The organism is Gilliamella sp. HK2, assembly GCF_001690265.1.
Taxonomy (GTDB): domain Bacteria; phylum Pseudomonadota; class Gammaproteobacteria; order Enterobacterales; family Orbaceae; genus Gilliamella; species Gilliamella apicola_C.
Map to the genome: position 1 here is coordinate 13,307 of NZ_LZGV01000045.1, position 20,584 is coordinate 33,890.

Sequence of the window (20,584 nt, forward strand, 5' to 3'; positions counted from 1 at the left end):
GCGCCTACGGGTTTCTATGTGTAAATCTTCTTTTTCATCGATTCGAGTAAAATTTCCTGCATACTGCGTTTAGTTTTTTTACGCTGTATAACGTCCTCATCGACGGTGCCACGTGTGATAATTTCATAAACAAAAACGGGGCGGTTATATCCCGATTGTGCTTGGCGGGTTGGTCCTATTCGTTCCAATATTTGATCCGAACTTTCTAAGTTCCACCAATGTGCGAAGTAGACAAGAATGTTACCGCCGTCTTGTAAATTTAATCCGTGTCCTGCGCTATCAGGGTGTGCAAGTAGTATCGGTATTTTGCCAGCGTTCCAATCCCTTATGGTTTTGGGGTCGTTATCTAGCAAACGGGCTTGCTTAAATGATTTTAGTAACCTAACTTTATCATGTTCGAAGTGGTAAGCGACAAGTACGGGCATGCCATTGGCTTCGTTTACTATGCTTTCTAGTGCCTGAATTTTCATGTCATGCACTTCTGTAAAGCTGCGATTTGCGTCGGTATAAATTGCACCATTCGCAAACTGCAGGCACTTAATCGTTTTCGAGGCAGCATTCATCGCTTCGATTTCATTATCGCCAATTTCTAAAAACATTTCACGCTCAAGCTGTTTGTATTGCTGTTGCAGTTTATCGGGTAGATCAACATAAACCGGTGTAGTGATAGGATCGCTAATATCGAACCAATCTTTTGCTTCTAACGTAATGCAAACATCTTTAAGCTTTTCTTGTATTTGTTCCTGCGCGAATTCAGTAGGTGTAATTTTATAATAATCCCCGATAGGGATTTTGTTAAACCATCTATCGGTAAACGCACCAATTGTTCGGCCTAGACGTTGCCCGCCGTCGATGAACCAATTCTGCCCCCACAAATCAATTAAGCCGTTGGGCGCAGGTGTACCCGTTAAATTTTGCCAGCACCGTACTTTTTTAAAAGCTATGCCCCGCAATGAGGCAGCGCGAACACCGCCACCGCGTAACCGAAACGATTTTAACTTTGTGCTTTCATCGGCGATAACTTGCTGAAACGGCCATTTATCGCCGAGTGTTTCGGCTAACCATGGTAGGTTTTCGTAGTTAGTTGTGAAGACATTCGCATGTCTGTTTTGTATTGCTTGCAGACGTTGCTTTGGCGTACCAACAACAGTTTGTATGCCGATATTTTTAAAGTCCCACTTGCTTACTTCATCGGGCCATGTCGACTGGGCAACACGGAGCGGGGCAATAACTAATGTCGGGGCGGAGTAGTAACCACACATATATGCGATATCTAACGCACATAATGTAGATGATGTTTTCCCCATGCCCATCCCCGCCCAAGTGTTACCTCGAAGTAGATCTAGCTGATGGTTTACTATTAAGTTTTGATAGGGGCGGGGAGTAAAGGTTTTGTTAGTCATATAGAAATCTCACATCGTGGGAGTCCAAAACTTCAACACGAAAACCTAAATTGCGTAAGCGTTCGTGCTCCCGTACTTGCCCTGATCTGGGTTTTTCCCCAGGGCGTTTACATTCAACAAAAATGACCTTTCCACCGGGTAGCATGACCAACCGGTCGGGTTTATTTATTCTACCGATTGGTGATAGCTTATACGTTATCCCGCCAAGAGCCTCGACTTGGCGGACAAGGTTTTTTTCAATAACGGATTCACGCATATATACCCAACTTAGCATTCAGATCGTTAACTAGGACGACGGGAACCCCTTTAATCTCGGCGCACACTTCGCAGCCTTCAAGGAAATTTACCGAAGCTGGCCAAAACTTTTCAAGTTGTGCGGCAGTTCTGCAACTGTTTAATATTGTTTGTATATCTATCTCGAGATTATTTTTTTCTTCTTCACATTTTTGTGCTTCTTGAACTATTGCATTAAACTTGATAGAGAATTCGTGGTCCCCTGAAAAGCGTAGAAGTGTACTTTTAATTTGATATCGGGTTTTACCATCATCTGGAAAATATAAGTAATCTTGCAAGCCCCCAAACGCACAATAAATATAATCTCGTTCTACTACGTCCGTTGCGGTTGCGCTTTCGCTTTCGCTTAATCCCAAATAAAATGGCGATTTATGTACTATTTCTTTTAATTGCGCAGCGTATTCGGCTATGTTATGCCCTTCAGTTACACTGTCGTAAATGTCAACGGTTAATTGATATTTCATCGCCTCTAGCTCTTCTAACCGTTTTGTTACCGGAGCTGCGTTTAGTGCATTTTGTAAAATTTTAGCTTTAATATCTTTGTTTAGTCTGGTCATTTTGTTAATCCTTCTTGTATCGGTAAGATTCAAAACCCGCAGCGGCAAGAGGTAGATCCTTTGCCCAGCAGGGCGGTGTTGATAACATTTGACTAAGATAGTCATGAGAGAATTCGGGTACATCGGGTGCTTCTGTAATGATTTCATCGTGCACTGTTAGTACGATGTTAAAACCTATTTCGTCAATGCACGGCATCGACCACGCCATCACATCCCTCGCAACGGCTTGTGTTATATTTTCAGTAATCTTTCCGCCGTAGGTGTTAATACGTTCCCATTTACGCGAATAGGTATTCAATCCCATGTAGCTGATTTTTCCGTTTTCGTCGATACGCGCACCGGGGTAACATAGGTATCTCCCTGATGGTAGTTGGATGCGTAGCCATGCACCGACTTTATCGATAACTAGTTTGTTGTTTATATGTGCGTTACTAATTGCACCAGTAATTACGGAACGCACTTGATAATCTAGCTCTTTCCAAAAATTAGCTATATTGGGGTGGGCTTCTCGCCAAGAACGTTTAAAGGCATCGCAAACTATGTAAGCTTTAGCTGACAGCCCGTAGGTGCGTTTATTTTTTTCAGCCCATTCATACGCGCTTTTGGCTTCGTACACAATTCGTTCATCTATACTAGCAACGGCTAGATCCGCCATTGCGTCAAGATCTATACCGTATGCTGTACTAAATGTGATAAATGCGCCAACACCGCCCTCATAACCTAACGCCAATTCTTGGACTTTACCTATTTGACGTTGGTCTTTTGTGACGCTTTCTGGTGTAACACCAAACGATTTGGCGTACGATAATTTGTAGAGATCGTGACCGTCGCCGTTATCGTAATCGCTGAAGGCTTTTATCTTCCAACTTTCACATGCAAGCCATGCCAGTACCCGACCTTCAATATTTGATAAATCCGAAACCACCAACTTTTTACCTTCCGGTGCGCAAATGCACCCCCGTAATGTGTTACTTGTTAACTTCATAATATTATCGGTTAGCAGGTCGGCGTTGCCTGATTTAATTGCATCGATACCGATTTCAATTTCCCAATCCGCCATAGTAGGGCGCGTTAGATTTTGGGGTTGAAACCCCCGACCAGCCCATCGTCCTGTGCGCGGTGCCCCCATAAATTGCAACGTACCGCGTAAACGTCCATCGCTATTAACACGATTTAGTAATGCTTTGTATTTGCTTGTGCTTGTTGTACTTGCTTGCTGTCTAACGGCTAGTAATCCTTTTAGCCCGTCCGGTAAATCGGGATCGCTTAATCGCCGTTCAATTGTAGAGGCAGTTAAATCATTTAACGTTATGCCATATGCGCTAGCAATATGCTTTAACATTGCATCGCGTTGTGTTGCAGTTTGCACTTCGCCGTGGGTCATTTCGTGGGTTTCATCGGCTAACCGTTGTTGTTCTGAATTAATGCACTCAACGGCTTTTGTGGCTAGATCAACATCGATACACACGCCTCGGTCGTTAATGCGCTGATCTAAATGCCAAAACTCTAATTCTGCGCTACCGTCCTGCATATTCCAGTTAGGCATTTTTTTAACCACTTCCCGCATTGAAACGATATCTTGTTTGGCATAGTGTTTAAATTTTTCCCATTCTTCGGGATGGGTTTTGCTAGTTGCTCTGCGGATTTTGCTAGTTTTCGGACGGGGTTTACAAAACAGTTGTACGAGGGCTTTACCTTCTTTATCTTTTGCCTTGTCTGTTTCCAGTTTAAATATCTCGCACAAATCATCTAGCCCACCTTTTAGGCTATGGGCGTAGGCTATAACCATACTATCCCGCCAACGTTCAGGCTTACTGATTGCGTCAATAATATCAGGTCTATCTTTTAATAAGTTACCGCGAGTTAATACGGTTCTATCGAACATTGAATTTTGGGCAAATAGCAGTACCTCGGGATTTAGTAGCAGGTTGATCACCTCTTGGGGTAACTTTCCTCCGTTTGCTAAATCTACAACGTAAACAGGACCATCGTTAAACGCATACTGAAATAGCATAATTTCTACGGTTTCAGCGTACGCATAGACACCTTTACTAATCGGCTGTTCGTTGTATGTTTCGGTATCTAGGTAAAGGATGTGGGGCATTACATTGCTCCTTAATTATGGGGTTTTATGCATAAAAAAAACCGCCGAAGCGGTTTGTTAAAAAAAGGGGGGAGCCGCCTATTCGGCGGTGAACTAGATTATATCAAACATAGTATTTTGTTTTAATTATATTTTAACCATTTTTCTGAAGATAACCCTTTTTTATGTTGCTAAAATTAATCTTTATTTTTCAATGGATTAAAAACGCAATTAAAAAAAGGTTGTAGATTTTTACCCTCAAAATTGCTAGAAAAAATTTAATAAAATCAATGCCTTTTCTGACGGATCTTAGTGGCTTTGTCTTAATGCTTCTTCTTGAACGAATTCTATTAAATCAAGTGACAGCGATTTGCCGTGGGGGTAGAAACCAAGTAGCTGTGCCGTTTCTAAAAACATACTAATGTGCGCAAAAATATCTTCTTTAGTAAAAGTATCTGGTACGGAAAGCGGTTTTGCTTTGGTTTTAGATGCTCGTGTTTTTTGAATTTGTTTTATTTCGCCGGTTGTTGTGAATTTTTTCTGTGCGTCTACCGCTTCTGCAATTGTCGAGAATACGCCGACATGTATCATATCGTTACCGTTCCAAACACAAGCTCGGTATGGATTGTATTTGCTTCTACAATGATATATACCTTTTGGTAAAATCTCGCGGTTTGGTTTCACAACAATAGGGGTTGTTTCACTCACTTCTTTATCGAGAATATCTAACACCCACGTACGAAACGCTTCTGCAACGGGGGTACGTGCAAACATAGCGATTAAATGCGCTCCTCGCAATGAGAAAATCCTTACGGTTTGTATAAGGTTATTCGGGGCGGTCAATTTGACCTTCTCGGTCATTTTGGGTGTAAATTCGCTTTTATTTCGGTTATATATTTTTGTTATTGAATCGGCGCTTTTATATTGAAGTAATTTAGCTAGTTCGCTTGATGTGATCCAAATTTGGTTGTTGCGATTAATTGATTGAACTGGCGCATTATTAAATATTAATTGGTTAGACATTTTTGTACCTCTTGTAATTTCTTAAGTTACCCACGAGTGTGGAGGTCAAGAGGTTAAGAAACCGACAAGAACGGCCGGACTTATTCCCATTTCTGGTGTTGTATTCGTCGCCCTCTCGACCATAGTCAAAATTAGGTACAAAAAAAAAAAAAAAAAAATCACACTAACGGGGCGATATATCCGTCTTGTTAAGGTTCTTAAGCCTCAACAATGAATATAACGCAATATAGTATTGAAAGTCAATGTCAACAGTACACAATCAAGCGCACTCTATGAATGCGCTTTGTTCCGCTCTAAACGCTAAACTCTTCTTCGTTATCGACGGATAGGTCATCAAAGTCATCATCGGATGCAACCCCACCGCCAGTGAACGCGTCCCCATCTTTAAAAAATTGAACCCCAGATAACGAGGCGCAAATACGTTTGCCAAATTTGTTATCCATTGCCCATATGTCGATAACTGCGTAAACGTAACAGCCTGCATACATTACCCCGTCGTCGGGATTAAGTTGCGTTTTGTCCCGGTTAATCACATAAGGTCGGGTTTTATTGCTAGCACTTAGAAAATAGTTGCCGGCAAAACCTTCGAGGTCGGCTTTTAAATCACCGTCTTTTAGGCAAGTTTTTAATTCCGCTTTGACTTTTTTCAATATCGCATCGGCTTTATCTGCCCATTTTTCTTTAGCTACTTGCAAAATGGCATTTTCAATATCTTTTACGTTAGGGTGATCTTTCGGAAAAATAAACGTTGCGCTGAATTGTGGTTCGCCTTCCCCGTTTACTTGTTCTGCTTTAAACAGCTTAGGGAATGCTAATCGTACTTTTTCTAATTTTACTTTCATTATTAATTATCCTCTTGTGTTAGGTCTGTAAAGTCGTCCGCTGGAGAGATAGCGGGGCGTTTGTCTGATTCGGGTACTACTGTGGGTTTGCCATCTGGGCGGGTTATGAGTTCTTCAAGTTTAGCGATTCGTTTATCTGAACCTTTCAAAACTTTAAGTGCTTGCGTTGGGCTGATAAGCTTACGTGTGTACATCTCATCTTGTTTTAAGCGAAAGCTTTTTAATGTATTTTCCGCATCGTTTTCATTAGCCCACGCTCTGTTACCTTGCCTACCCATAACTAGCTTAAATCCCGGTACGGAATTGCCTTGTTGTAGCTCAGCTTGTACTCGGGTTTCTACGGCTTTGATCCAAGACTTGATTAAGTCAATCGCGTTAAACTTAGTTGCTAATACTGAGTTTTCTAGCTTGCTGACGTTTTCGATATCTAATTCTTCTAAGTTTTCAAAATCCGCTTCTATTGTTTTTGCAACGGTTTGCGCTAGCGTATCGCATTTACCTGCTGCTTTACAGAATCGGCATTGTGATTCGCCAGCGCAGAAATCATCGGCACTTTGGGGGCCATTTAGATAAATGTTGTATGCAATGCCTGCTTTTTCTTTTAATTGCTTGCCAAACTCTAAAAGCTCGTCGGGGGACAAACTAAATTCTGAGTAATGGTTTAATCGGGGTTGATGTATGTGTACCGAAACTTTACTAATTTCGCAGCCTAGGCTGTAGTAGTAATATGCGGCTAGGGCGTAAATTAGTAGCTGTTTGTTGTTTTCAGCACTAACCCTTACGCCCTTACCGTACTTTAGATCGTGTACTTGCAGCTCACCGTCTCCGAGTAAAACTACATCGGCGGTACCGAACGATTTTTCAGGTTCATAATCTGTATTCACGGTATTAATGTTGGTACTTAGATCCAACAGCTCGCTAAAATCTAGCTTTTGTTCAACATCAAAAGCTAAAACATTAGACATAGACGCTTTAATACCGTTTACCGTATCAACGTAGTGTTGGATAGCTTCCGCCATTTCGTCATCGACATAGATGTCGTTTACTACGGTTTTCATCCCTAGCAAGCAATTTGCTTTTTTCTTGAATTTAAAACAGTATTCAGCTAGTGCGTGCGCGGTGGTGCCTTCCTTTGCATACTCCGATGATTGCTCAGGCTCATCTTTACTAAGCCATAAAGACGCAGGGCAGTTAAACCACCGCTCCGCGCCAGAGGGGGATATTAGCGCATGTTCTGTCATGTTATTTACCTTCTAGCTTATCAAGCTGAGCGTTAACTGCGGCGATAAAATCGGATATCTGGTCTTCTTTTAGCTCGCTTGCTTTACCAACTCTAAATTGAGCAAGTACTGCTACTGCACGTGTTCGTTCTTTTTTAGCTAAATCCATCAAGCAACGAATAGCCTCTTGTTTATCGGGTGCTTTTTCCGGCTGTGGCTCTGTTGGGGTTGGTTCCGGTTCATTTAATGGACGGGCGTTTTCAGTTTTTTCTTGTCCCAGATTAGCGGTGATTTGTCCTGTATCTTCGGTTGTCTGTCCCATTTTTTGTGGTTCTTGCCCCGCATCCTTTGTTAGTTTCCCAAAATTTGCAAACTTCATAGCGGCTATCAGCTCACGCATGGTTGCGGTGTTTTCAGTGATTGCTTGTTCTAGTGACATTTCTTATACTCCCGATGATAAATATAAAACAATAAGGGTTGCGCAAAGTGTAGTAAGAAGGGCGGAGACCCACGTGGTTTGTGGTTGGGGTTCCCAACTTACGTGACGATTACGTGTAGCCTGCGCCCGTTTTAATTTTTTAGCGTTTAAATCGATCATGTTTTATTTCCTTTTTAAGAAAAATTCATAATTAAAGTCACTCGATGAATGGCTTTTATATGAATTCTTTTTATTTATCGTGTCTTATTGCCGTTCATCCTGAACCCGCCAAGCACCCGACGCAGGCTTAGAGTCGCGCCGTTCGACTATTCACTTTGTAAAAACGGGATTTAATTCCGTTTATGCAATGAATATAATTTACATTAACGAATTTATTTATGCAAATTAATTTTCCAATTTGCAAATTGGTTGCTTATTTTTTGTTCTTTTTGTTAGGGAGATGAAAAAAAAATAAACCCGCCTTTAGCCGCGGGTTAGTGGGTTAGTGGGTTAGTGGGGGATGTTATTACATTAATATTTTGTATGTTTTTTAATCAACCAAATACATTTAATTTGTGCGTTTGACTTAATAAAACTTTTCCTTGAATAAATAATTGATCCATTTCCTCGCTCAATATTTCCCATACTTCATAGTGTTTATTGTCGGAAATTACTCGTAGCCTATCTTTTACCCTTTGTAAACGTTTTACAAATAAGTTTTCTCCGTAAACGAAAACATAAATACCATCACCATCATAGTAGTTTTTTGATATATCGACAAAAACAAGATCGCCAGCTTCCAATGTATTCGCCATGCTGTCACCTTTAACCGTCAATATTTTTACATTATTTGCAGGTACGTTTCCAAAAATTTGATGGGCTTTTTCGTTGCTGTACTCTATAGACCTTACAGCATCAACGGATCCCGTATCTATTAAAACGCCTGTTCCCGCGCTAACAGACACGTTTAATACCTCTACCGTATACCCTTTTTCTTCTAGAATAGGCGTTGCCCCCGTTTTAAGTTCGCCTGTAGCGGTTATTGTTAACTCTTTGATATTAAGAAGCCTTAGAACTTCAACCATTTCTGCTGCTGGGGGGATCCTCGACCCCGATATCCAGTGAGATACCGTACTGGTAGGTTTTTTTATTAATAAGCTAAGCTCTAATTGATTTATATCTCGTTTGTACATTTCTGTTTTTAATAAATTACTCCAAGCCTGCATATTTACTCCCTTTATTATCTAATAGCCAAATGTTATCACTACTTCTATAAAAATAAAAAAACGTAGTATTTCAAAAATCAGAGTTGATATTCTCGTTATTCGGTATTAATATTGCAAATACGAAATTAAGTTAATGGCAAATACGAAATGAAAAAACCACAAGAAATAATCGAAGAATTAATTAAAATGGGTTTCTCTCAACGTGAGATTTCAGAACACACTCAAGTACCCCCATCAACGGTTTGTAGGATTTTAAAAGGAGAGCATATCAATCCCCGATGGCAAACGGTTGCGGCTTTGCAATCGTTTCTAGATACCGTTAAACAATTTGACGACGAGAATATCTAATATGGAAACAATATTTGGATCAACACCCGAGGACTGGTTACATTTTGATTTAGCGCTAGGTTTGACGGAGGATTTATTGCCCGTCGTATCAAACCCTAATGCAGTTATATCAGAACACAGCACATTAAAAACGCTAGGCAAAACACCGTCACAGTACAATAGAAAAGGTAGGGCTGTTGGTTTCCCTAATTGGACAAACTATATATCTACATCAGCACAAATCGAAAATTGGGCTAAAAATAGCGATTACGGCATTTGCATACAAACACGTAACGTTCGCGCTATTGATGTCGACGTATCCGACCCAGATTTAGCGGAAAGCATAAAAGCGTATATAGAAAATAATATACCCGAGGCGTTGCCATGCCGCTTTCGAGCTAATAGCAGTAAATTTTTATTTATGTTTGCTATGCCCGGCGATTTTACTAAACAAATTATTAAGCTTGACGATAGTAATATCATCGAATTTTTGGCTAACGGGCAACAATTTATCGCGGTTGGCACCCACCCAAGCGGCGAACGCTATCAATGGCGTGGGGGTTTGCCGTGGACGGTGCCTACGTTAACGCCAGAACAATTTAACACGTTGTGGGATTCACTGTCTGAAGCCTTCGGCGGGAACATGGTTAGTACTCGTGCCAATAAAATTAGGGACATATCAAAAAATCAAGGTGTTAAGTCAGACGGTATTACGCAATATTTAGATAAAAATTGGAATGTTTTAGGTTTTGGCAAGTCTGGTGAGCGTTATATTACATGCCCGTTTGCTGAAAACCATACTACTGAATCAAGCGAAACCGCAACTGCCTATTTTCCTGCGGGGACAGGTGGCTTTGATCAGGGGCATTTTAGATGCCTACATGCGCATTGTTCGGATAAAGAGGATAGCGATTTTCTAGATGCTATCGGTTATCGCTCGCAAGATTTCGATGTTATCCCTATCCATGATGGCGAAGACCTTTTACCTGTCTTTAAGCGCGATAAAAGCGGAAAAATTGAGGCAACCATTAACAATGTGTACCTTGCTGTTCAGCGTCCTGATGTTTGTCAGATTAATATTAAGTTTGATCAGTTCCGCGATGAGCTTATGTTTACCCATGTTAATAGCGATCAGTGGCAAACTTTTACCGATGCGGATTACTCACGCTTACGAATTGGTCTAGAAAAAGGGGGCTTTAAGCCGATCGGGCGTGAGTTGATACGTGATGTTGTTTTATTAGTTGCGGATGAAAATCCGTTTGACTCGGCCACAGAATGGTTATCACGCGTAAAATGGGACGGCGTGCCTCGAATCAAAACATTTTTATCAGACTATTTTAATGCTGAAGCAAACGAATATACGGAGGCTGTTTCGCTTTATCTATGGACAGCGCTAGCAGGCCGTGTTTTACAACCAGGAATAAAGGCGGATATGGTACCCATCTTAGTCGGTGAGCAGGGTTGCGGTAAATCCACAGGTGTTGCTGCGATATCACCTAGCCCTGATTATTTTTGTGAAGTGTCGTTTGCTGAAAAAGATGACGACTTGGCAAGAAAAATGCGGGGGCGACTAGTTGGCGAAATAGGGGAGTTACGTGGGCTACATACTAAAGAGCTTGAAAGTATTAAGGCCTTTATCACCCGAACCCATGAAAACTGGATCCCCAAATATAGGGAATTTGCTACACAATTTCCAAGACGACTCGTCTTTATCGGTACCACAAATCAAGATGAATTTTTATCAGACGATACGGGTAACCGTCGTTTTTTACCTGTTAAAGTCGGCATGGCGAATGTGGAAGGTATTAAAGCTAATCGTGACCAACTGTGGGCAGAAGCCAAGCAGATGTTTGCGGACAGCGGTATCCAGTTCACGGCGGCGGAGCGATTAGCGACAAGCGAACATGAACAATACATGATTAAAGACGCTTGGCAAGAAACGGTTAGCCGATGGCTAAATGAGCCGGATATTACAACAGGCGAAAAGCCGATAGATAAAAAATATTTAACATCTAGCGAAGTTTTACGCTGGGCGATAGGCTTGACCCCAAAAATATAGGTCGTCGTGAGGAGCTACGGATCAGTAAAACGTTACAAAGTTTGGGGTTTGAAAAAACGGTAAGAAAAATTGACGGTAAAAGTTTAAGGGTTTTTATTAAAGCGTAGACGTCTACACTTTAACAGTTGGGAAGTGTAGACGGAAAAGCCTTTTTGGTAAAGGTTTTCTACACTGTCTACACTTTCTACACTTAGTTTTAAAGTGGACGTCTAGAAATACAGGTCACTGTATAAACCACTGTATAGTGTCATAGAGTTCAGGCTTATATAGGAAAAGAAGGGTTACAACGGTTACAAATTTAATAAAAAGGTATAAGAAAGCCTTACGGCATAAAGCCTCGGCGTGTGTAACCGAACTTTTAGGTTTTAACCGTTTATAACCGATTTTTGTGGGTTGTAGGGTTATATAACCAACTTGCAAAATTTTGCAAGTTAAAAGTTTAAGGTTTTTTATTAGGGTATAAAACTACACTAGTAAAAGCGAAAAACTACACTTAAAAAAGGGAAGTGTAGTAAAAGAAGCCTTGTAGGAAAAGGGTTACTACACTTACTACACTTACTACACTTAGTTTTAAAGTGGACGTCTAGAAATACAGGTCACTGTATGAACCACTGTATAGTGTCATAGAGTTCAAGTATATATAAGGACAAGATGTGTAGTAAGTGTAGTAAGTGCTAAAAAAAGCAAACAAAAACCCTTATAGCACAAGGCAAAAATAGTTACTACACATGTACGTAAAAAAGATCTGTAGTAACCCAAACAAACACGGTTTTATAGGTGGAATGTTCAACTTGCAAAATTTTGAAAGTTGGAGGTATAGGGATAAAGAAAAACTTTTCAAAGCATTCGTTAGAGAAGAAGAGTAACAAAGGTAACATTTTTAAGATAAAGGTAACAAAAAATTTTTTATAAATCAACATTGTTACCCTTGTTACCTTTGTTACCCTTATATATAAAGCGGACTGCTAGAAAGGACAATATAAAAAACTACTGTATAAACTACTGTATAGCGTCATAAAGTTCAGGTATATATAGGAAAAGTTCGGTAACAAGAGTAACAAACGCATCTAAAAAAACAACACAAAGCCTTATTCAATAAACTTTAAGCGTTAGTTACCCTTCTTTAAAATTTAAGTATAAAAAGTTCAATTTGCGAATTTTTGCAAATGGGAGGTGAAAGATGAAAAAGATCGATTGGTTTATCATCATCAGCGATTTACAACGGAATAAAATATCTATGTCAAGGTTAGCGAAAGATCTTAAAGTTAGTGAAAGGACAATCGCTAACTGGAAGTGTGTAAATGAACCGAAATTTTCAGCCGGAGTCAAACTCGTTGAATTGTGGAGAAAGACAATGAACCGAATTGAATTACCATGTAGTAAAGAGGGGAGATATGATTGAAACAAAAATTTTATTAAAAATGTGGTCTAATTCGGTTGTTGCTAGTGGGCTACCGAATGCTAGTCGCCCGACCATATACAACGTACCGATAGCTAATCGGCAATATTTGCTGGATGATGAGGTTGATGTAGTAGAAAAAGCGATGACTGAGCTATTTAATGATAGCCCCGAACGTCATAGCTTAATAAAATCAATATATATACATGAAAAATCGTGTTCGAGCATTGCCAGATTATTAAATTGTAGAACCGATAAAATTACGGCGATGTTATCAGAGGCTGAATTTTTCATCCGTGGGCGCGTTATAGACTATTTTAAAGGTCGATAGTATGAAAAAAATTGCGGATTTTAAGGCGATCTGTTAAAAAGTCTTGATTTGTCCGGATATCCGTATAACAATATATGCAAATAGTGCGGTAGCACGCATTCAAATAAAGATACTTAAAAGAAAGCCTCAATTAAGAGGCTTTTTATTATCAAGGTAAAATTTCACAGCATCAACAATAAGTTGAGCTTGTGATACATCTAGGTTTTTACTTGCTTGTTCAATTAATGCGATATCATCAACGTGTAGTTTAAAGCCTTTTACTTTAACTCCTCGTTTTTGGTCACTTTTTGCTTGAATTTCTGTTATTGATTTTGCCATAAAATTACCTTGATTTATTAAATGTCAATTGATATATTTAAGGACATCGGTAGGGCTTTCGCCCCACCTTTGATACTACTTAAAAAGCCGGAAAACTTACAAGTAGTAGAAGAAATATGATTAAAAATTTCATTTTTTCTTCTCCTTAAGCCCTCATCGAAAGCTGAGGGTTTGCTTTATCAACGTCGTGTTGATGGTTATAATTATAGGTTAACCTACAGTAAAAGTCAACATTATTCATTTAAAATTCAATATATGAAATATGTTAAAAATGAATTATACTTTTAACATTATTAATGACGATAAGTATGAATAATGTACTCAATTTCTCCATATCTATTTCGTAGCTATAATAAAAACATTATGGGACCTCAAGGGCGCCACTATTCTCGGCTTGACGATATTGCGGGGTATGATTTATTTACACTTTTAGATGATTTTATTAAAAAATATGCATCGTATGAGATTAATGACAATACAAAACAAGTCTATCGATTTGAAAACGTATTCATTGATCAAGGCAGTAGAACAATAAGTGTTTGGTTTGTTGTTGGAACTTATGGTATAAAAACTGATATTATCGATATAGATACTGGGCTTGTCAATTTCCGAAAAGCTGAAAATAATGCTGAAATGATTAAGTATTATATGCATTTTTTCATACCAGTTGGCTTTGATGAAGCAATTGTTTTAACTTCTAATTATAGAAGCTCTGGGGTGAAAACTTTATTTTATTCCTTATTTTCAAAGTATTTTTCTAGTAAAACTAAACAGAAGTTGCAAATGAATACTTTATCATATGATAAAGCCCTTAATTCTTGGTTGGATGCAAGAATGACCGAGATTAGATGTACTAAATTTAATGGTTGCAAAGATATTACAGACCAATTAACGTTGTTGGGACATCAGGAACAAGAGTTGGTTATTAAGCCGCAAAAAAATAAATCTTTGGGGCGGTTGAGAGATTTCATCGGTAAAGGTGATAAGTTAGAAGCGATCGAAGTACTTTTCGAAACATCAGCTGTAATAAAAAGTGTCGTTGAATTGGATGGTAAAAAAAGGACATTTAGAATTGGCGAGAAAGCAACGAATGTTTTGTGCGAAATTGAACTAGACGATACTGTTGTAATGACTAATGGCGTTCCTGTATTTAGCTCTATGCAAAAATGGAGTGAAGAAATTGTAAAAGAGTATGCTCAACGTATGTATCCAGGATTATCTATAGGTTGATGAATTATGAATGCTAAAATAAATATATGCTCTTTAATTAAAGGACATATAAAGACACTTTATGATGCTAGTACACAAAGACTAAGTTATAGTGATATTGTAACTTTTTTTATTCTACCAGCGGTAATTGCTATCTTGTGTAGTTTTTGGGGGGTAAATTTAAGTAATGATATTATTTCGTTGCTTGTTAATTTTGGTTCGATATTTACAGCATTGTTGTTGAGTGTACTTGTCTTAGTTTATGATCAAGCGGGTAAAGTTACTGAGAAATTAAATGGTGATAAAAATGAAAACGATCTAATGTTAAAGCTGAAATCTAGATTGCTTCAAGATTTATATTTTAATATCAGTTACTCTATGGTTTTATCATTATTTTTAATAGTATTATGTTTTTTTTATTCAATGAGTTGTGAGTTTGTATTAACCATTCCTTATATCGAAACAGAACTAAGTATAAGTCGTTTGTTTTTTTTACCAGCAATAATTTTTGTTACTATAAATTTATTATTAACCATTTTAATGATCATAAAAAGACTTCACTCTTTACTTATATCAAAAAATTAGCACTTCGAAACACCAGATTCATGTAAAGCTCCCAATTGGGGGCTTTTTTATGTCCAAATTTTGAGTAATTCACTCAACATCGAATCGACAGCAATGCTAGACACACACATAACTAACATTTAGCTAGTACGCTGTCACTTTATTAACTCATATGAAGATATTTAAAATGGAAAGATACTCATCACCGATATCTTATTTCTGGGGCGCTATATGCACGCTTTTAGGCGCACTTAGCTTAAATGATATTGCCATTATTGTAGGTATTATCTTATCAATAGCGACGTTTATTATTAACTGGGTATATAAACGCCGAGACTTTTATCATAAAAAAAACTTGAGAGAACAATACTATGAAAAACACAACAAAAATAGCGACGAGTGCGATTTGTAGTGTTTCAGTAATCATCGGTATTGTTATTGCTAATTATTCAGATGAAATCAGAACGAGCAAAGCGGGACTTGAAATAATAGGTAACGCTGAATCATGCGCAAGAGAGCCATATTATTGTCCTGCTAATGTGTTAACAGTAGGTATCGGCTCAACGGGTAATATTCAGCAGAAGGTTTATTCAGACGAGGAAATAGCGGAGCGTTGGGTTGGTGATATCAAAACTGCGGAGCGGTGTGTCAATCGCTACGCTAATGGTTTTCATTTGCCTCAACCCGTTTTTGACGCTGTTACTTCGATTACGTTTAATTGCGGTTGTTCAAACATGCGGAAATCAACAATGTATAAACATTTGAACAACGGTGATTATAAAGCAGCTTGTAATGAATTCCCAAGGTGGATTAAAGCAGGGGGTAAAGTACTGAATGGCTTAGTAATCAGACGAGAAAAGGAGAAAGCGTTATGTCTATCTTATGCTTCATCATTGCTTCAATAATGGCTGTTAATGATGTCAACGGCTGGGGTTGGTTTTTATTTGTATCGTTATTGTTGAGTGATTCATCATGTTCAAATTGTCTAAAGTGAATATAGTAAGCATAGCATTAATCATTGTTGCGTTTATCTTTACTATATATTTCGGTTACAACAATTATCAAGAGAAGAAACAGCTACAAAAAGATAAAGCTGAACTGTTCGGAAAAATCGAACAGTTGACCCAGGATATTGCTAAAAACAATCAAATTATAGCGCAACGAGAGCAAGAAAAAGCTCAAGACGCTATGTCAATTAAACAACTTCAAGAGCAAATGAAAGATGCGCTTAAAAATAATCAATGTGCTAATGAGTATATGCCTGACAGCGTTATTAATTGGATGCGGAACGGTAAAAACTAAGTACGTTTATCAATGCAATATCCCTGCATCACTAACACAGCCAAATAACGAGCCTCATATTGATAAACGAATCACGTGGGGACAGTGCCCTGTTTTGTACACTGAGTTATTAAACGAGCTTAGGCAGTGCAATGCGGATAAAAAAGCAATAATGGAGGTTAGTAATAAGAAATATAAACCCCTTAACTTTTTGTGGAAATAAAATATAATTTAACAAATCTATTCAGTGAGGAGTTAAATTATGGAACTAGAAAATAAGACTAAGACGAAAGCAATGGGAAATTGTCCTTATTGTGGAAATCGTGTTTCAGCAATAGTTATTGAGGAAAATATATTAAGAAGGGATAAATGCGAATGCCCTTCTTGTCATGAGGTTATTTATGTTTGTCGATGGCCTGGTTGTCATAATTATACTGTTGGAGGGGATTTTTATGATGATGAACTTTGTCCTAAATGCGGTAAAGATATTTTTGACTCAACAACCAGTCTAGTAAAAGTAGCAGCGGGAATTATAACAGCAGAGTTTATTAGAAAGAACATGAAAAAATAATAGAATATATTCTCAATCAAACCGCTTAATTGCGGTTTTTTTATGTCTGAAATTTGCCATCACACGGCAATTAACAATAAGAGCCACTTAGGAATGAGTTTTAGAGGGCACCAGATGGTTGTCATGGTTACCTCTCTTGACTGGTTCCCTGTGTGACTAAAACTCATTTCTAATGGCTTTTTTAAATTCAACCCCATGCAATCAATTTTAGAGGTTATAAATGGCTCACTTGTGCGGGGCAAAAACCCGTAGTGGTAGCCCGTGTAAATCTAAAGCTATGACAAACGGCAGGTGTCGAATGCATGGCGGTAAATCAACTGGCGCCCCAAAGGGTAATAAAAACAACTTAAAGGCTGGTGGTATTTATTCTCAATTCTTCACAGCAGAAGAAAGACAAATATCGGCAGAGCTTGAGCTAGGCTCGCTTGATGATGAGCTTAGATTAACTAAAATTCGGTTAATGAGAGCGTTAAAAGCCGAAGCTGAACAGCAGGAACAAATAGAACAGCTTGAGCTTGATTCTTATTCTGAATCACCGGCGATTATTAGTGGATTTCCTGATAACGATGAAATTGTTAGGGTGAAGCAGTTCAAGCGTCGAGATTATGTATCAATCATTGATAGATTGACTGCAAGAATCGAATCACTCGAAATTAGACGGGCATCACTTGTGCAAATGTCGTTAGATGTTGAGAGAAAACAGCTTGAAAATAAAGAGCTTTCGGACGCGATCATAAACGTATCTAAGGATGAGCCAATCACTGAAATGGAGGTTGTCATTGTCAGGTCGAAAAATACAAATCACAATGACTGAGCCGCAAGCTGAGTTTTTTAATCTTAGCTGTAAGTATCCTGCTTTTGTTGGTGGTTTTGGTACTGGCAAAACGGAAACTCTTGCAATCTCGGCTTTTCGAGATGCGAGAAGTTCTAGTGATGCTTTGATAGCGTTGTACGAGCCAACCTATGATCTGATTAGGTTAATATTGGCTCCTCGAATGGAGGATAAACTTAATGAATACGGTATTAGGTATAAATACAACAAGTCTGAAAATATAATCTATACATCATCTGGTGGTATTGGTGATTTTGTTTTAAGAACGTTAGATAATCCAGCTAGAATCATCGGTTATGAATCATACAGGGCACATGTTGACGAAATTGACACCCTTAAAAAACTAAAAGCCCAAGAAGCTTGGGTTAAAATCATTGCGCGTAATAGACAGAAGCCTAAAGGGTTGTCTAATCCATTTAATAGAGTTAGTGCATACACTACGCCTGAGGGGTTTAATTTCGTTTATGAGAAATGGAAGAAAAACCCAGAGGATGGCTATAGGATGATTCAAGCATCAACCTTGTCTAACCCGTTCTTGCCGAGTGATTACGTTGATTCGCTCAGAAAATCATATCCAGCTCAACTTATTGATGCTTATATAAATGGGCAATTTGTTAATCTGAAAACAGGGACTATTTACCATCAATTTAACCGCAAATTAAATCATTCAGATGAGGATATGACGGATAAAGATACGTTATATATCGGCATGGATTTTAATGTTGGCAAAATGGTTGGAATTGTTCACATTAAGAGAGATGGTCGCCCAATTGCTGTTGATGAGCTGATCAATATCTATGACACGCCTGCAATCATTAATGCAATCAAAGAACGATATTGGAAATACAACGGCAATAATTACATTAAAAGCCGTGAAATATATATTTATCCCGATGCGTCAGGTGATTCAAGAAAAACGGTTAAGGCGAGCAAAACCGATATAGCTCAACTTCGAGAGGCAGGCTTCACGGTAATTGTGAACGCGTCAAATCCTCCAGTTAAAGATCGGATAAATGCTATGAATGCCATGCTGTTAAATGCTGATGGTGAACGTCGGTATTTAATAAATACGAACAAGTGTAAGCGGTATGTTGAATGCCTCGAAGAACAGGCTTGGGCAAGTAATGGAGAGCCTGATAAATCATCGGATAACGACCATCCAAATGACGCTGCCGGGTATTTCATAGTGAAAGATTACCCAATAGTTAAACCAGCCTTCACAATTCAAATGGAAACAACATTCTAATGAATAATGACATCACCTTTATTCGGCCGGAGTTCAAACAGGCATCAATCAACTGGGAAAAAATGCGAGATGTTTGTGCTGGCGCTGAAGTAATAAAATCAAAAGGTAATCAGTATTTACCTTTTTTAGATCCAACTGACAAAAGTGAGCGAAACAAAAAGCGCAACCAAGATTATGTGTCCAGAGCCGTTTTTTATAATATTACTGGGCATAGCAAAATCGGATTAATCGGTATGGCTTTTCGAAAAGATCCTGTTGTTAGCGTGCCTGATAAATTAGACTATCTCAAAATCAACGCGGATGGTGCAGGAACCAGCATTTATCAACAATCACAGTCAACACTCGAATCAGTGTTAGAGGTCGGCAGACATGGGTTATATGTTGATTATAATTCTGATTCTAATGAAACCGTGATATTGACGTATAAAGCTGAAGACATCATCAACTGGCGCACTGAACGAATTAATGGGAAAGATAAATTAGTCCTTGTTGTTCTTCGTGAGGTTGTAGAAATTCCCGACGGGTATGGTTTTAAAGACATCACGCAATACAGAGAATTAGCACTAGAAGATAGCGCGTTTATTTGTCGAGTGTGGAGGCGAAAAAGTGATAGCTCTAGTGGTCCATATGAGATAAGTTCCGAGTACAAACCAACGCCAGCAGGGAAGGGGAAATGGGAAGAAATACCTTTCACTTTCGTAGGCGCTCAAAACAACGACCCAACAATTGATGATTCCCCTTTATCTTCATTAATTGAAATCAATTTAGGACACTATCGTAATAGTGCTGATTATGAAGATAGTTTGTTCTTTTGCGGTCAGGTTCAGCCTGCAATAAGCGGACTGGATACGGAATGGCGCGATTTTTTGCAAAAGAATGGTATTAAGTTGGGTTCTCGCGCTCCTTTGTTGCTCCCTCAAGGTGGTAATTTTGTTTATGCACAAGCGCAGCCCAACACGCTTGCAAAGGAAGGTATGGACACTAAGCGAGATTACATGGTTGCGCTTGGCGCGAGATTAATTGAGCAGAATTCCTCTGTAAAAACCGCAACTCAAGCAAACGGAGATCAAACGGCATCGACATCGGTACTTGGCATTTGTTGTTCAAATGTCTCTGAGGCTTACACTATCGCTATTAAATGGTGTGCTCATTATTTAGGGTTAGCGGCGGATGATGCGATTTACTCTATTAATCAGGAGTTTATAGCTAAAGTGGCAGATTCAGGCATGATCACATCGATTGTAAGTTCATGGCAATCTGGTGCTATTCGTGACGAAGATATGGTTCGTGCAATGCAAAAAATAGACCTAATTGATCCTAGTGCTGACCCTAATGATGTAATGCAAGAGCTGAAAGACGCTGAACCTCAACTATGAGGTAA

22 protein-coding genes and 1 pseudogene are annotated in these 20,584 nt (G+C 38.8%); 13 read left to right on the plus strand and 10 right to left on the minus strand.

The window, feature by feature from the left end; translation table 11 throughout:
- Positions 1-14: 14 nt before the first annotated feature.
- The 9 genes from A9G45_RS04085 to A9G45_RS04125 form a co-directional block, all read right to left on the minus strand.
- Complete coding sequence (locus A9G45_RS04085) at positions 15-1,403, minus strand: SNF2-related protein (RefSeq protein WP_065567558.1); 1,389 nt, start codon at positions 1,401-1,403, stop codon at positions 15-17.
- Positions 1,396-1,659 carry a VRR-NUC domain-containing protein gene (locus A9G45_RS04090; protein WP_218057029.1) on the minus strand — a complete coding sequence of 88 codons (264 nt, stop codon included), beginning with the start codon at positions 1,657-1,659 and terminating at the stop codon, positions 1,396-1,398. The genes A9G45_RS04085 and A9G45_RS04090 overlap by 8 nt, the downstream gene beginning before the upstream one ends.
- On the minus strand, positions 1,652-2,254 hold the full coding sequence (locus A9G45_RS04095) for an Nmad5 family putative nucleotide modification protein (protein WP_065567560.1): 603 nt from the start codon (positions 2,252-2,254) through the stop codon (positions 1,652-1,654). Before A9G45_RS04095 ends, A9G45_RS04090 begins: the two co-directional genes overlap by 8 nt.
- Positions 2,255-2,258: 4 nt before the next feature.
- Complete coding sequence (locus tag A9G45_RS04100) at positions 2,259-4,358, minus strand: DNA polymerase (RefSeq protein ID WP_065567561.1); 2,100 nt, start codon at positions 4,356-4,358, stop codon at positions 2,259-2,261.
- 288 nt (positions 4,359-4,646) lie between these two features.
- Complete coding sequence (locus A9G45_RS04105) at positions 4,647-5,360, minus strand: BRO-N domain-containing protein (protein ID WP_065568188.1); 714 nt, start codon at positions 5,358-5,360, stop codon at positions 4,647-4,649.
- Positions 5,361-5,653: 293 nt separating this feature from the next.
- The gene (locus A9G45_RS04110; RefSeq protein ID WP_065568187.1) at positions 5,654-6,202 is read right to left on the minus strand and encodes a DUF2815 family protein; all 549 of its coding nucleotides are present in this window, start codon (positions 6,200-6,202) and stop codon (positions 5,654-5,656) included.
- A gap of 2 nt (positions 6,203-6,204) precedes the next feature.
- A complete protein-coding gene (locus tag A9G45_RS04115) occupies positions 6,205-7,443 on the minus strand; it encodes a DUF2800 domain-containing protein (RefSeq protein ID WP_065568186.1) in 1,239 nt (412 codons plus the stop codon).
- Position 7,444: 1 nt separating this feature from the next.
- Positions 7,445-7,861, minus strand: coding sequence for a hypothetical protein (locus A9G45_RS04120; RefSeq protein ID WP_065568185.1), 417 nt, complete (start codon positions 7,859-7,861; stop codon positions 7,445-7,447).
- A 533-nt stretch (positions 7,862-8,394) separates the two neighbouring features.
- Entirely contained in the window at positions 8,395-9,066 is a 672-nt protein-coding gene (locus tag A9G45_RS04125; RefSeq protein WP_081297815.1) for a LexA family transcriptional regulator, read from the minus strand.
- Positions 9,067-9,213: 147 nt separating this feature from the next.
- Between A9G45_RS04125 and A9G45_RS04130 the strand changes: the two genes are divergently transcribed.
- The 3 genes and pseudogenes from A9G45_RS04130 to A9G45_RS04145 all read left to right on the plus strand — a co-directional run bounded on the left by A9G45_RS04130 (position 9,214) and on the right by A9G45_RS04145 (position 13,182).
- Complete coding sequence (locus A9G45_RS04130; protein ID WP_065568184.1) at positions 9,214-9,414, plus strand: helix-turn-helix domain-containing protein; 201 nt, start codon at positions 9,214-9,216, stop codon at positions 9,412-9,414.
- Position 9,415: 1 nt separating this feature from the next.
- Positions 9,416-11,559 (plus strand): annotated as a pseudogene (locus tag A9G45_RS04135) (VapE domain-containing protein).
- Between the two features lie 1,287 nt (positions 11,560-12,846).
- Positions 12,847-13,182: an antiterminator Q family protein gene (locus A9G45_RS04145; RefSeq protein ID WP_065568182.1), complete on the plus strand. Its 336-nt coding sequence runs from the start codon at positions 12,847-12,849 to the stop codon at positions 13,180-13,182.
- A 126-nt stretch (positions 13,183-13,308) separates the two neighbouring features.
- On the opposite strand, the gene A9G45_RS04150 is transcribed toward A9G45_RS04145, so the two are convergent.
- The gene (locus A9G45_RS04150; RefSeq protein ID WP_065568181.1) at positions 13,309-13,500 is read right to left on the minus strand and encodes a hypothetical protein; all 192 of its coding nucleotides are present in this window, start codon (positions 13,498-13,500) and stop codon (positions 13,309-13,311) included.
- Between the two features lie 315 nt (positions 13,501-13,815).
- Between A9G45_RS04150 and A9G45_RS04155 the strand changes: the two genes are divergently transcribed.
- From A9G45_RS04155 to A9G45_RS04190, 10 genes are all read left to right on the plus strand, one after another.
- Positions 13,816-14,730, plus strand: coding sequence for a hypothetical protein (locus A9G45_RS04155; protein ID WP_065568180.1), 915 nt, complete (start codon positions 13,816-13,818; stop codon positions 14,728-14,730).
- Between the two features lie 6 nt (positions 14,731-14,736).
- Complete coding sequence (locus tag A9G45_RS04160) at positions 14,737-15,294, plus strand: hypothetical protein (RefSeq protein ID WP_065568179.1); 558 nt, start codon at positions 14,737-14,739, stop codon at positions 15,292-15,294.
- Between the two features lie 166 nt (positions 15,295-15,460).
- Positions 15,461-15,685: a phage holin family protein gene (locus tag A9G45_RS13750; protein WP_081297816.1), complete on the plus strand. Its 225-nt coding sequence runs from the start codon at positions 15,461-15,463 to the stop codon at positions 15,683-15,685.
- Positions 15,645-16,178, plus strand: coding sequence for a lysozyme (locus A9G45_RS04165; protein ID WP_065568178.1), 534 nt, complete (start codon positions 15,645-15,647; stop codon positions 16,176-16,178). Before A9G45_RS13750 ends, A9G45_RS04165 begins: the two co-directional genes overlap by 41 nt.
- Before the next feature lie 67 nt (positions 16,179-16,245).
- On the plus strand, positions 16,246-16,575 hold the full coding sequence (locus A9G45_RS04170; RefSeq protein ID WP_065568177.1) for a DUF2570 domain-containing protein: 330 nt from the start codon (positions 16,246-16,248) through the stop codon (positions 16,573-16,575).
- Positions 16,523-16,777, plus strand: coding sequence for an Rz1-like lysis system protein LysC (gene lysC / locus A9G45_RS14930; protein WP_442902875.1), 255 nt, complete (start codon positions 16,523-16,525; stop codon positions 16,775-16,777). Before A9G45_RS04170 ends, lysC begins: the two co-directional genes overlap by 53 nt.
- Positions 16,778-16,816: 39 nt before the next feature.
- Positions 16,817-17,125 carry a hypothetical protein gene (locus A9G45_RS04175; RefSeq protein ID WP_065568176.1) on the plus strand — a complete coding sequence of 103 codons (309 nt, stop codon included), beginning with the start codon at positions 16,817-16,819 and terminating at the stop codon, positions 17,123-17,125.
- A 220-nt stretch (positions 17,126-17,345) separates the two neighbouring features.
- Positions 17,346-17,939, plus strand: a complete 594-nt coding sequence (locus tag A9G45_RS14070) for an HGGxSTG domain-containing protein (protein WP_065568175.1) — start codon at positions 17,346-17,348, stop codon at positions 17,937-17,939.
- On the plus strand, positions 17,932-19,203 hold the full coding sequence (locus A9G45_RS04185; RefSeq protein ID WP_081297817.1) for a terminase large subunit domain-containing protein: 1,272 nt from the start codon (positions 17,932-17,934) through the stop codon (positions 19,201-19,203). The genes A9G45_RS14070 and A9G45_RS04185 overlap by 8 nt, the downstream gene beginning before the upstream one ends.
- The gene (locus A9G45_RS04190) at positions 19,203-20,579 is read left to right on the plus strand and encodes a DUF4055 domain-containing protein (protein ID WP_065568173.1); all 1,377 of its coding nucleotides are present in this window, start codon (positions 19,203-19,205) and stop codon (positions 20,577-20,579) included. Before A9G45_RS04185 ends, A9G45_RS04190 begins: the two co-directional genes overlap by 1 nt.
- Positions 20,580-20,584 lie beyond the last annotated feature (5 nt).